A 12363-nucleotide genomic window follows, 5' to 3' on the forward strand; every position below is an offset into this window, starting at 1 on the left:
AGTCGTCCCGGCGGACCCGGACCGCCCGCGCCGGAATCGGTTGTTGGTGACGGCGGGCCTGGCGGGCGCCGCCGGCGTGGCCGTCCCTGTTCTGCTGCTTGGCGGAGGCAACGCCTACGGGTCGTGGACGGCGACACCGGAACCCCTGACGGACGCGGACGCAGATGCGGCCGGCGCTACCTGCCGCGCCGCACTGGCCGTACCCGACCGTGGGGAGCGCGTCGTGCTGGCAGAGCGACGTGGCGAATGGACCTACGTCCTGCTCGCCGGACCCGAGGCCGAGGCGATCTGCCTGATGCCCAACGACCTGCTCGGAGATGGGGAGGACCCCGGCGACCGTGAGGGGTTCTTCGGGAGCTACGACCCGGACGCATCGGCGCCCCTGACTCCCGGGCCCGGCCGCATCGACGAGTCGTCGGCCATGTCCAACACGACCGACGACGGGGAGGTCTTCTGGGTCGAAGGCCATGTGGGCAGCGGCGTCACCGGTGTCACCGTGCACACCTCCTCGGTTCCCGACTTCGAGGCCTCGGTCGTCGATGGCCGGTTCGCCGCGTGGTGGCCAGCAGTTCCGCAGAGCAGCGACAACCCCGAGGGCGAGACGTGGTCGTACACCGTGCACCTCGCCGACGGGAGCACCCGGCGCGCCGACTGAACTTCACAAGCCCCGGTCAACCCGAGCCCTCCACAGCCCCGCGTTCCGAGGCCGGCGCAGCGCGCGCCGTACTCACTTGTGAGGACAGTCCGTGCGATTCCAGCGGGGTTACTGTCGAAGGCACCTCGGTCGGCGCCGAGGCTCTCGGGCCCGAGGGTCTGCCATCGGCGGATCCCAACCGAGGGAGTCGTTGACCATGAGAAAGAGCTTGATGTCGATGGGCGCCGCCGCAGCGGCGCTCCTGCTCATCCCGCTGACGGTTGCTGATGCCGCACCCGGAGGGGCCAACTGGACCAACGCTGGGGGCGACTACCGGAACACCCGGTCACAGCCGTCCGAGTCGAAGTTGACGATCAGCAACGTCAGTGGGCTCACGAAGAAGTGGGAGTTCACGACCGGGGGCGACGTGTCGGCGACGCCCGCCGTCTACAACGGCCACGTCTACGTGCCCGACTGGGCCGGCAACCTGTACGCGATCAACGCGAAGACCGGTGCCCAGGAGTGGAGGACGAGCATCCCGGCCGCGAGCGGCGTTCCGTTCGACAAGGCACGTGCGACGCCGACCGTGACCGAGTCCCTGGTGATCGTGGGCACGCAGGGCAGCATTCTCGCGCCCGGCGGCGGCCCCGGCGGCAAGGTGATGGCGTTCAGCCGCGCCACCGGTGAACTCGTCTGGAGCACCGTGGCGGACGCGCATCCCGCGGCGATCATCACGCAGTCCCCGACCGTCTTCAACGGCCTTTTGTACGTGGGCGTCGCCTCCCAGGAGGAAGCGCTCGCTGCCTTCGTTCCGGGCTATGAGCTCTCGTTCCGCGGAAGCATGCTGGCGATCGACGTGGCCACCGGCGCCATCGTGTGGAAGACCTACATGGCCCCGACCGGCTACACCGGCAACGCAGTGTGGGGCAGCTCGCCGGCCATCGACACCAAGCGCCACCAGGTGCTGATCGCCACCGGCAACAACTACTCGGTGCCCCCCGAAGTGCTCGAGTGCGTCAAGGAGGCGGGCAGCAGCTCGGCGCAGGCGGCATGCCTGCCTGCCAACGACTTCTTCGACTCGATCCTGGCGCTCGACCTGACCACCGGCGCGGTGAAGTGGGTGACCCGGGCGATTCCGTACGACGCGTGGACCGTCGACTGCATCCCGTTCTTCGGGGACGGTGACCTCTGCCCCGACCCGGCAGGACCCGACTACGACTTCGGTCAGGCGCCTTCGCTCTTCACCGTCAAGCCCCCGGGAGGCAAGTCGGTCGATGTCGTCGGAGCCGGGCAGAAGAGCGGCCAGTACTGGGCACTGGATGCTGCCACCGGAGCGGTTCGCTGGGTCACCCAGGCCGGACCCGGAGGTACGGCCGGCGGCCTGCAGTGGGGCTCGGCCGTCGACCGGGGCCGCATCTACACGGCGAACGCCAACAGCAACCTCGTGCCCTGGACCCTCCCCGGCGGCGCGGTGACGACCGCCGGCGTGTGGAGCGGACTCGACGCCGTGACCGGCCAGGTCCTGTGGCAGAAGACCCCGCCGCACGGTGGGGGCACCTCCGGGCCGGTGACGACCGCGAACGGCATCGTGTTCGGTTGCTCCCTCGACCCCGCCGGCCACATGTACGCGATGAACGGGGCGACGGGGGCAATCCTGTGGGAGTTCGCGAGCGGCGGTTCGTGCCTGTCCGGTGCTGCGATCTCCAACGGCACCGTCTACTGGGGCTCGGGGTACAGCAACTTCGGGTTCGGCACCCCGAACAACAAGTTGTACGCGTTCGGCCTCCCGAACTGACCGTCCTGATCGACCCGGCCGTGCTCAGCCACGACCGAGCGCGGCCGGGTCGATCACGACGAAGTTCGGGTCGTCCGGGTGCACCCACACGTCGATGACCGTGTCCGGCAGGATCCGCGGGATCGCGAGCTGGGAGACCAGCTCGGTGAGCTCGACGCGGTACGCCTTCCCCGACTCCGGCGCCACGTCGAGGGTGAAGACGACGTACGGGTCGTTGTTGAGGCTGCCGCGCACCCGGGTGGCGGCGATCCGGGCCGTCGTACGGGTGCCGGACTCGATCGCGCGCTCCCGGTGGGCGCGTCTGGTGCGTGATTCACGCGTCTTGAGCACGGCGAAGACGGCCAGCCCGGCCCCACCCACCACGAACGCGGCGGCGACGAACCGGTTGTCCTCCCGGGTCGCACCCAGGATCACGAAGACCCAGAAGAGGGTGCCGGGCAGGATCATGAGGGCACCGAGCGGGAAGGTCGGCGTCGAGGGTGCGGGCACGGGCGCAATCTCGCAGACTGTCCCTGCTGAGCACAACACCCGGTCCGGCCGGGCGCCTCGCCCGATTTGGGGCGGTGTTCCCCCGCTGTTAGCCTTACTGGTCGCGTCTCCTGTGTTGTCGCCTGCCCCTCGGGCACGGCCCACCGGGGCACGCACTCCGGACCAGACCAGCATTCTCATACGACACAGAGGCAGTTAACCGTGGCGAACATCAAGAGCCAGATCAAGCGCAACAAGCAGAACGAGAAGGCGCACGAGCGCAACAAGGCCGTCAAGACCGGTCTGAAGTCTGCGATCCGCAAGTTCCGTGAGGCCGCCGAGGCCGGCGACAAGGACAAGGCCATCGCCGCCGCGCGCGAGGCCACCAAGAAGCTCGACAAGGCCGCGTCCAAGGGCGTCATCCACAAGAACCAGGCTGCGAACCGCAAGTCCTCGATCTCCAAGAAGGCTGCTTCTCTCTGATCCACTCCGGTCCGGAGTACAAGGGAGTCCTCGCTCTGCGAGGGCTCCCTTTCCGTTTTCCCGCAGCGACCCTGGCGCCGCTCAGCCGCGACGGAGCGACGTGATGGTCAGCACCAGCCGCTCGAGGGCGTACGACGCGTCGCTGGCCGCGCCCTTGATGTCGGCGTCGGCCTGGGCGACCGCGCGGATCGCGCGGGCCAGTCCCGGTTCGTTCCAGCCGCGGGCCTGATCGCGCAGTGAACGCAGCTTCCACGGGGGCACGCCGACCTCGCGAGCCAGGTCCGCGTCCCGCATCCCGCGTGGCGCACTCACCAGCCGCGCCAGTCCGCGGGCGCTGCCCGCGAAGGCCGAGGTGACCAGCACCGCCGGCGTCCCGGCGTCGAGGGCCCAGCGCAGCTCTTCGAGCGCGGCCCGGTCACGCCCGGCGAACGCGGCATCTGCGACGGCGAAGGACTTGGCCTCCGCACGGCCACCGAAGTAGCGCTTCACCTGCGCCTCGCTGATCCGCTCCCCCGGGAAGTCGTTGGCGAGCTGGTGGGCACCGCCCGCGAGGGAGCGCAGGTCGCGGCCGATCGACTCGATCAGCACGTCGGCGGCGTCGCGCTCGATCGTGGCGCCCCATCGTCGTACCTCGTTGGCGACGAAGGCCGGGAAGTCCGACGGCTTGAGCTCCTCGGACTTGTGCTCGGTGACGGCCGGCAGCTTGCGGAGCTTGGTCAGCACGCCGCTGCCCTTGGGGCCGCCGCCGTGGACCAGGACCAGCGCGACGTCCTCGACCGGCGCGGCGGCGTAGCTCAGCACGCCCTCGACCGATTCGTCCGGAAGGTTCTCGAAGCCGCGCACCACGACGCAGCGGATGGCGGAGAACAACGACGGGGCGGACATCTCGCCGAGCGAGGCGAGCGTCAGGTCGGCGGCCGCGCTGTCGGCGAACTCGGTCTCGGGGTCGAACGCACGGACCGCGGCCTTGACGTCATCGACCGTGCGCGCTCCGAGGAACTCCTCCTTGCCGGTGACCAGGATGACCCGTCCCAACACGTCCTCGGCCCGCATGCGCCCACCTTCCCACACGCCTCCGACGTCACCTCCGGGTGGCGGTGGTGATCACGCCGTCGCCGTCAACCACGATCGCCAGGTCTCCGCTCGTGTCGGTCCGCAGCACCTCCGCCTCGACCCTTTCGAGCGCCTCGACGACACGCTGTGCAGGGTGGCCGTAGTCGTTGTCGGCACCTGCGGAGACGAGCGCGACCTCGGGATCGAGGGACGCCAGCCAGTCGTAGTCCTGGTGCGTGCTGCCGTGGTGCGGCACCTTCAGGACATCGAGGTCGAGGTCCGGGACCAGGCGCGCGAGCTCCGCCTGGCCCGGCGGTTCGACGTCGCCGGTGAGCAGGATCCGTACGCCCGCCACCTCCACCAGCAGCACGACGCTGGCGTCGTTGGCCGAGCTCCCGTCGCCGGCACCCTCCACTGGCACCGGGATGTCGGGGTGCAGCACCTGGAGCACCGCGGCGCCGTACTTCCGGGTGGCGGCGTACGACGCCGGCGCGACCGGGATCCGCGCCGCATCGGCGATCCGCTGGACCTGGCTGACCGCTTCGGGCGGATCGAGGACCGGGGTCGTCTCGATCGCGGAGACACGGCGGCCGCGGAGCACCCCCTCGAGCCCGTCGACGTGGTCGGCGTGGAAGTGCGTGAGCACCACCAACGGGATCCGGTCGATCGACAACCGGTCGAGACAGCCGTCGATCGCGTCCGGGTCGGGCCCGGCGTCGATCACGATCGCGGTGTGCGGCGCGACCGACAGCACCAGTCCGTCGCCCTGCCCGACATCGCAGGCCACCAGCACCCAGCCCTCGGGCGGCCAGCCGAATCCGGGGGCCGACCAGATCCGGCCGGGGACGCCGAGCACGATCAGGAGCAACCCCACGCCGAGGGCGGCACCCCACCCGCGTCGCCGCAGGACCGCCGGCAGGGCCACGGCCACCAGCACGCACAACACCACGAGGACGGCAATCGCGAGTGCGCTGGTGCCCCACCCGATGGTGGCGCCCGGCAGCGCCGCACCATGGCGGGCCACCGCGATGATCCAGCCGACACACCATCCGGCGCCGGTGCCGCACACCCGGCCCAGCACAGGCACGACGAGACCGACGAGGCCACCGAGCAGGCCCAGCACCGTCGCCGGACCCACCAGCGGCCCGGTCAGCAGGTTCGCCACGATCGCCACGAGGCTCACCTGGCCGGACAGCACCGCGACGACCGGTGTGCACGCCAGCTGCGCCGCGGTCGGTACGGCGATCGCCTCGGCCAGGCCTCGTGGAAGCCAGCGAGCGAGCGCCTCCGACAAGGGCGGCCCGAGCAGCACGATGCCGGCTGTCGCGAGCACGGAGAGCGCGAAGCCAGCCGACACGGCCAGCGCCGGTTGCACCAGCACCAGGGCAGTCACCGCCACCCCGAGCGCCCGGAGGCCGCGACGGCGTCCGTCGGGACCGAACGCGAACAGTCCGACGGTGCCCATCGCGGCCGCCCGGAGCACGCTCGGCTCGGTGCGGGCGAGGAGGACGAACCCCACGATCCCGAGCAGGCCGACGAGCACGAGCCAGCGTCGTCGTACACCGAGAGCGCGGGCGAGCAGCAGGAGTGCCCCCACCACGAGCGTCAGGTTGGTGCCGCTCACCGCCGTGAGATGCGTCAGTCCGGTGGTCCGGAAGTCCTCCTCCACCGCAGCGGGCAGGCCGGCGTCGTCCCCGTCGACCAGCGCCGGCACCAGGCCTGCCTGGTCGGGCGGCCGGTGGGAGACCGCCTCACGGATCGAGGCCCGCAGGGCCGCCGACGCCCGCCACCAGGCATCAGGTCCACGGATCCGGACCGGTGGCCGCGCGCCGGTCAGCAGCGCCGCCTCCTCGGCCCGGTCGGACGGCGCGAGGCGTCCCTTGGCCACCACGCGCTCCCCCAGCGTCACCTCCGCCCACGCCGGGTCGCCCAGCACGACGACCGTGCCACCCAGTCGCTGCCGGGCACCGCGCGCGGTCACCTCCTCCACCCGCAGTCGTACGACGACCTGGTCGCCCCATTGCCCCTCGACCCGCCGCGGGTCGGAGACCACTGTCGCCACCAGTTCCGCAGTGGCCCGGTCCTCGGCCCAGTGGTGCAGCGGACTCGCCGAGACCGAGGCGTGGCGCAGCAGGGTGCTCGTCACGACCGCTGCCGCCAGGAGCAGCGCCGCGGTCGCCAGGCGGGCACGGCCGACAACGGTTCCGACGGTCACGAGCGCGAGGGCAACGAGCAGCCAGACCGCCGACGATCCCAGGACCGCCGCCCCCACACCGGCACCCCACGCGGCCGCACCGAGCGCGGGCATCCGGAAGTCGTGGTGCACGGCTACGCCCAAGGGCGTGTCTCCTTACTCGACGCCGTAGCGAGCGGTCTTTCGGGCCGATCTGGCAAGGCGGAGGAGCGAAGGCGGGCCGGAGGCCCGTCGAGTCTCCGACAACGCCGCCAGATCGAGTCCGAAAGACCGCGCAGCAGGCGTGGAGTAAGGAGACACGCCCTAGGGTTCCACGGGTGAGCCGCTACTCGACGTCCGAACTGGCCCGGGGTGCCGCGGGAGCCCTGCTGGGCATCGCGGTGGCGGGCGCGACGGCACGGGCGGTGCCCGGCGGGCCCGAGATGCTGCCGTTCATCGTGGCCCCGATGGGTGCCTGCGCCGTCCTGCTGTTCGCCGTACCGGCGAGCCCGCTCGCCCAGCCGTGGCCGGTGGTCGGCGGCAACCTGATCTCGACCGCCGTGGGTCTCGTCGCGCACTGGCTCATCGATGACGTCCTGATCGCTGCAGCGGTCGGTGTCGGCGCCGCGATCGGCGTGATGATGCTGCTGAACTGCCTGCACCCACCCGGCGGCGCCTGCGCCCTGCTGGCCGCGACCGCGACGCCCGCGATCGCCGACCAGGGTCCGCTGTTCGTGTTCACCCCGGTCGCCGTCAACACCCTCGCGCTCCTGGTGATCGCGATCGCGGTCAACAACCTGACCGGCCGGCGGTACCCCCACCGACCGCCCGCGCCCGCGCCGACCACCGCCGCGAGTGAGCTCGGCATCACCACGCCCGACGTGGAAGAGGCGATGAAGCGCCTCGCCGACCGCCTCGACGTGCTTCCCGCCGACATCGTCGCCATCGTGCGCGACGCCGAGACCCACGCCCTCGACCGGCGCCTCGGCTCCATCCCCGTCTCCCGGATCATGAACACCGACGTGGCCGTGGCCCACCCGTTCGAGTCGATCTACCGGGCGCGTGCCCTCATCGTGCAGCGCCAGGTCAAGACGCTCCCGGTGATCGACAGCGAACGCCGCGTGATCGGGGTGCTGTCGATCATCGACCTGTTCACCCGCGACCTCGTGGAGCTCGAGACCGTCGACTCGATCATGCGGCCCGAGGTCACGACCATCCTGGAGAGCACGCCGGTCGCCGACCTGGTGCCGATGATGACCACGGAGGGCTACAAGAACGTGCCGGTCGTCGACGACGACGGGCGCCTGGTCGGGATGATCACCAGGGGCGAACTGATCGCGGTGCTGCACCGGGCGCTGCTCGGCGCCTCCTGAGCGACCCACCCGGTCAGACCGTCACGTAGGGCGCGAGTCGCTCGAGCGTCTTCTCGCCGATGCCGTCGACCTCGAGGAGCTCGTCGACGCTGGTGAACCCGCCCCGTTGCTCGCGCCACGCGATGATCGACTGGGCGGTGACCGGCCCGACCTGCGGCAGCCCTTCCAGCTCGGTCTGGCTCGCGAGGTTGAGATTGACCAGTGGCCCGGTCGCTCCCGGCGCGACCGCACCTCCGCTGGCGGGCGCAGGAGCAGGCGCAGCACCCGGCACACCCACGACGATCTGCTCCCCGTCGACCAGCAGGCGCGCCAGGTTGAGCGACGTCACGTCCACGCCGCGCTTGGCACCCCCGGCAGCCGAGAGCGCATCGGTCACCCGCGCCCCCTTGTCGAGTACGACGATGCCCGGGCGTCGTACCTTGCCGGCGACATCGACGGTGACGGTGCCCTCGGCCACACCCGGTGAGGTGCCCGGTGACGCGCCCGGTGACGCGCCCGGTGACGCGCCCGGTGTCGCGGCGGCGAGCAGCGGTTCCACCGACTCCCCCGCCGTGGCCGGTGGACCTGCCGTGCCGACGGGCTGGTCCCGGGCGACCCACCACGTCGTCACGGCCAGGGCAACAGCGACCATCACGGCCACCACGGCGACGTGCGCGGGTGCGAGTGTCGGGAGCCCGCTCGGCACCAGCCGCACCCGGCGTCGGGCCGCATGCCGACCCGGCACGGGCAGGGCGGGTGGCGCCGCTTCCGCCGCTTCCGCCGCTTCCGCCGGAGGCGCCGGCGGAGGGGTCTCGGCCACCCGCGTGTGGTCGGCCCACCACGCCACCGGGGTCTCGTCAGGATCGGCGGGCGGCGCGAGTCCGTCGGCGATCAACGCGAGTCGTGGATGCATGTCCGCACGGTAGGCAGGATTCACCGACCGCCGCGGCCCTCGCCCTCACACCTGTGGACAACACCGTCAGCCCAGGCAGGCTGTGGACAACTGGTGGTCGTCAGGTCAGTGGGGCGACACAGACAGCGAGCATGCCGGGGCCGACGTGGGCGCCGAGCACTCCGCCGAACTCCATGCGCCGCACGCGGCGTCCGTCCCGGGTCGGCACGAGCTGCTCGCCCAGGCGATCCGCCAGGCGTTCGGCGAGGGCCGCGGCGCGATCCTCGGCCTCGAGGTGGGCGACGCACAGCTCGACGAAGTGGTCACCAGCCGCCTCGATGGCCATCGCCTCGAGTCGGGCGATCGCCTTGCCCGACGTGCGGACCTTCGCGCGGGACTCGATCACTCCATCGACGATCCCGAGGAGGGGCTTGACCGCGAGGGCACCACCGAAGACGGCTGCCGCACCACCGACCCGGCCACCGCGGCGGAGGTACTCGAGCGTGTCGACGTAGAACAGCGACGTCGCCGCCGCCGCGCGGTTGCGTGCCGCTTCCGCCGCTGCGGCCGCCGTACCGCCGGCCTCCAGCACTGCGGCTGCCGACTCCACGGCATAGCCGATGGCGATACCGACCTGACGGGTGTCGATGCACGTCACGGGCACCGGCGCGTTGCGGGAGGCGACGACTGCGGACTCGAACGTGCCGCTGACCTCGGCCGAGAGATGGATGGAGATGATCTCGGTCGCCCCGCCGTCCGCGAGCTTCGCGTAGAGCTCGGAGAACACCGCCGGCGGCGGGCGCGACGTGCTGACGGCGCGCTTCTCACGCAGCGCCTCCGCCACCTTCGCCGGCGTCGCCTCGGGTGATCCCTCGTCGTACACCTCGTCGTCGATGACGACCTGCAACGGCACGACCGTCACACCGCACGCCTCCTCGGCGCCGGGCTGCAGGTGTGCCGTCGAATCGGTGACGATGGCGATCGACATGCGCCGAGGTTATCTGGCCCCGCGCCGAACCTCAGCGGTAGCCGCCCCATGAGGCCGAACGCAGGAGGACCAGCCGCGTGCCGACGTAGTGGGCCGTCCCGGCGACCACGAACGCAGGCAGGGAAGCAGTCACGTAGGGGAACCAGCCTGCCGGCTCGTAGGTGACCGGATTGAGCAGGAGCGCGTACGTGATGGCGCCGAGCACCAGCGCGAGGATCGCAATCGGGTTCCAGCCACCCAGGAACCCGTAGCGGGACTCCGCCGCCGGCAGGTGGAGGTCCCTCAGGTCGAGGCGTTGACGCCGCAGGAAGAAGAAGTCGACGAGCTGGACGGCGCACAACGGAGCGACCACGATCGCACCCCAGGACACGAACCGCGCGTAGTTGTCGTAGACGGTGGTCGGGAAGAAGACCAGGACCGCGGCCGGCGCGAGAACGATGCAGGCCAGCAGCGCCCAGGGCATCCGTCGTACGACGGCGCCACCCCCGCCCTTGATGGCGACCAGCGCGGAATAGCTCTGCGCCACGACGCTCGTCACGTTCGCCATCCCGACGAAGGCGAGGGCGAGGATGCCGAGGAGGGCACCTCCCAGCGGCACCATCCACAGTGTCGGGTCCTCCGAACCGAGGGCCAGCGCTGCGAACACGCCGACGATCGCTGCCACCACCGAGGCCAGGAACAGGCCGATGACGTTGGGCCAGAACGCGCTGCGCGTGGTCTTGGTGAGCCGGGCGAGGTTCCCGACGTTGGGCCACCAGGCGAACCCGCCCGCGATGTTGAGCTCCACTGCGAGCACGAAGTCGAGGCGACTGTCGCCCCACGGGTCGAGTGCGGGGGCCGCGGTGAGCTCGGTCCAGCTGACCTTGGTGAAGACGAGGACCAGCATGACGAGCGTGACCACGATCAGCCCCGGAGCGACGAACCGGTTGACCAGCTCGATCGAGCGGGGTCCTCGGGACACGATCACCCAGGACGCGGCGAGCGCGAGCAGCGCCAGGACGCTGACCACGCCGGACCCCGACGTGAGCTCGGTGCCGAAGAGCTGGTTGGTCACGTTGGCGAGCGCGTGGCCGCACATGATCGCCAGCACTGCTGACCACGCAGCGGCGAGGAGGGCCGACATGACCACCATCAGGACCCGGGCACCACGCTCCCCCAGCACGCTCCGCATCGAGACGAACTGCTCGACCCCGTAGCGGCCGCAGGGCAGGCACGGTGCCAGCGACACGAGCAGCACGCTGATGCCGTAGCCGATGACGATGCTCGCGACGGCTGCCTTGGCTCCGACGTAGTAGGCGACCGCGCCGCCCTGCAGGAATGCCCACGTCGCGATGGCCAGTCCGACATTGACCGAGGAGTAGTCCCAGAAGCCCCAGATCCGTTCGCGCCGCAGCAGCGGGAGCTCGGTGAGGGTGGCGTCTCCGCCGAGCCCCTCGGGCGCAGCGGTCGCGGCGCTCACAGCGCCCACCACAGCAGCACGACGGTGAGCACGGCGAGCCCGCCGATCGCGAGCAGCAGGTCTGTGAGCGGCAGCGGCGGGAGCGGCTCCTCCGCCGCACCTCCAGCATCGATCAGCGCCAGCCGCTCCTCGAGCTCCTTGCGCATCGCTTCGTCCATCCAACTCTCCTAAAACTTGACTGAGTGTTCAGTCAGGTTAGGATCCGTGATGTCACTCACACCTGTCAAGGGCTTGCCCGGAGGAGCGAACACATGGAGAACGTCGATGTCGTAGTCGTCGGAGCGGGGTACGCCGGTCTCGCCGCCGCGGTCGGCCTGGTTGAGGGCGGCGCAACGGTCCGCGTCCTCGAGGCCAGCGACCGGGTGGGCGGTCGGGTCTGGACCCGCGACGAGGGCGGCGTGCTCATCGATCACGGCGGCCAGTGGGCCGGACCAGCACAGACCGCCCTGCTGCGCTTCGCCGACCGATTCGGCTGTCGTCGGTTCCCGACGTACGACGACGGACAACACCTCGAGCTGTGGCCCGGCTCTGCACCGGTCGCCTACGCCAGCGGCGCACTCCCCCGCGTCCACGACAGCGACGGCTACCAAGCGCTCATCGAGCAGCTGGACACGATGGCTGCCGACATCGATCCCGAACGACCCGGCGCCACCCCGAGGATCGCCGCCTGGGACGCGTGCACACTGCAGGACTGGCTGATCTCCGCGGGCGGATCCCCCGATGCGAACCGGCGGTTGCGGCTGGTGGTCCAGGGCCTGTGGGCCTGCGAGCCGCGCGACGTGTCGCTGTTCCACGTGCTGTTCTACGTCGCTGCGAACGGCGGCCTCGATCCCCTGCTCGGTACGAGCGGCGGAGCCCAGGACAGCCGCTTCATCGACGGTGCCGACGCACCGGCCCGGGCTGCTGCGGTGTACCTCGGTGACGCCGTGCGGCTGGGTGCACCGGTCACCGCGATCGACTGGGACCGCGAGGGAGCAACCGTCCGCACGGCGAGGTCGGCCGTCCGTGCGCGGCGGGTGGTGGTGACCGGCACCCCGCCCGCCCAGGCCCGGCTGACCTTCTCCCC

At 71.2% G+C, this 12363-nt stretch carries 12 protein-coding genes; 5 read left to right on the plus strand and 7 right to left on the minus strand.

Features of this window, described 5'->3' with window-relative positions; genetic code table 11:
• Together ACOADB_RS09685 and ACOADB_RS09690 are read left to right on the plus strand one after the other, a co-directional pair.
• The coding region (locus ACOADB_RS09685; RefSeq protein WP_378597750.1) for a hypothetical protein at positions 1-655 on the plus strand (655 nt) is incomplete at its 5' end.
• Positions 656-851: 196 nt separating this feature from the next.
• Complete coding sequence (locus ACOADB_RS09690; protein WP_378597751.1) at positions 852-2429, plus strand: PQQ-binding-like beta-propeller repeat protein; 1578 nt, start codon at positions 852-854, stop codon at positions 2427-2429.
• Between the two features lie 24 nt (positions 2430-2453).
• Here the strand turns inward: ACOADB_RS09690 and ACOADB_RS09695 are convergent, their stop codons facing one another.
• Complete coding sequence (locus tag ACOADB_RS09695; protein ID WP_378597752.1) at positions 2454-2918, minus strand: hypothetical protein; 465 nt, start codon at positions 2916-2918, stop codon at positions 2454-2456.
• A gap of 201 nt (positions 2919-3119) precedes the next feature.
• Between ACOADB_RS09695 and rpsT the strand changes: the two genes are divergently transcribed.
• The gene (gene rpsT / locus ACOADB_RS09700) at positions 3120-3380 is read left to right on the plus strand and encodes a 30S ribosomal protein S20 (RefSeq protein WP_378597753.1); all 261 of its coding nucleotides are present in this window, start codon (positions 3120-3122) and stop codon (positions 3378-3380) included.
• A gap of 81 nt (positions 3381-3461) precedes the next feature.
• Here the strand turns inward: rpsT and holA are convergent, their stop codons facing one another.
• Together holA and ACOADB_RS09710 are read right to left on the minus strand one after the other, a co-directional pair.
• Positions 3462-4433 (minus strand): DNA polymerase III subunit delta, encoded by a 972-nt coding sequence (gene holA, locus ACOADB_RS09705; RefSeq protein WP_378597754.1) that lies wholly within the window; start codon positions 4431-4433, stop codon positions 3462-3464.
• A gap of 28 nt (positions 4434-4461) precedes the next feature.
• Positions 4462-6771 carry a DNA internalization-related competence protein ComEC/Rec2 gene (locus ACOADB_RS09710; protein WP_378597755.1) on the minus strand — a complete coding sequence of 770 codons (2310 nt, stop codon included), beginning with the start codon at positions 6769-6771 and terminating at the stop codon, positions 4462-4464.
• Positions 6772-6944: 173 nt separating this feature from the next.
• Here ACOADB_RS09710 and ACOADB_RS09715 point away from each other — a divergent pair, with 173 nt between their 5' ends.
• Complete coding sequence (locus tag ACOADB_RS09715; RefSeq protein WP_378597756.1) at positions 6945-7979, plus strand: HPP family protein; 1035 nt, start codon at positions 6945-6947, stop codon at positions 7977-7979.
• A gap of 13 nt (positions 7980-7992) precedes the next feature.
• Here ACOADB_RS09715 and ACOADB_RS09720 read toward each other — a convergent pair whose 3' ends face one another.
• The 4 genes from ACOADB_RS09720 to ACOADB_RS09735 all read right to left on the minus strand — a co-directional run bounded on the left by ACOADB_RS09720 (position 7993) and on the right by ACOADB_RS09735 (position 11455).
• The gene (locus ACOADB_RS09720; RefSeq protein WP_378597757.1) at positions 7993-8871 is read right to left on the minus strand and encodes a helix-hairpin-helix domain-containing protein; all 879 of its coding nucleotides are present in this window, start codon (positions 8869-8871) and stop codon (positions 7993-7995) included.
• Between the two features lie 100 nt (positions 8872-8971).
• Entirely contained in the window at positions 8972-9838 is an 867-nt protein-coding gene (locus ACOADB_RS09725; RefSeq protein ID WP_378597758.1) for a DegV family protein, read from the minus strand.
• Between the two features lie 31 nt (positions 9839-9869).
• Positions 9870-11297 (minus strand): cytosine permease, encoded by a 1428-nt coding sequence (locus ACOADB_RS09730; protein ID WP_378597759.1) that lies wholly within the window; start codon positions 11295-11297, stop codon positions 9870-9872.
• Entirely contained in the window at positions 11294-11455 is a 162-nt protein-coding gene (locus tag ACOADB_RS09735; protein WP_378597760.1) for a hypothetical protein, read from the minus strand. The genes ACOADB_RS09730 and ACOADB_RS09735 overlap by 4 nt, the downstream gene beginning before the upstream one ends.
• Before the next feature lie 93 nt (positions 11456-11548).
• Here ACOADB_RS09735 and ACOADB_RS09740 point away from each other — a divergent pair.
• Positions 11549-12363, plus strand: an 815-nt coding sequence (locus tag ACOADB_RS09740; protein ID WP_378597761.1) for a flavin monoamine oxidase family protein, incomplete at its 3' end; no start/stop codon positions are given.

Origin of the sequence: Nocardioides sp. CPCC 206348 (assembly GCF_048654705.1) — a bacterium.
Classification (GTDB): Bacteria; Actinomycetota; Actinomycetes; order Propionibacteriales; family Nocardioidaceae; genus Nocardioides.

Excerpts from the sequence above, each read along its gene's own strand:
- holA (WP_378597754.1), bottom strand. The coding sequence starts at position 4,433 with ATGCGGGCCGAGGACGTGTTGGGACGGGTCATCCTGGTCACCGGCAAG.
- ACOADB_RS09690 (WP_378597751.1), top strand. The coding sequence starts at position 852 with ATGAGAAAGAGCTTGATGTCGATGGGCGCCGCCGCAGCGGCGCTCCTG.
- ACOADB_RS09720 (WP_378597757.1), bottom strand. The coding sequence starts at position 8,871 with ATGCATCCACGACTCGCGTTGATCGCCGACGGACTCGCGCCGCCCGCC.
- ACOADB_RS09725 (WP_378597758.1), bottom strand. The coding sequence starts at position 9,838 with ATGTCGATCGCCATCGTCACCGATTCGACGGCACACCTGCAGCCCGGC.
- ACOADB_RS09735 (WP_378597760.1), bottom strand. The coding sequence starts at position 11,455 with ATGGACGAAGCGATGCGCAAGGAGCTCGAGGAGCGGCTGGCGCTGATC.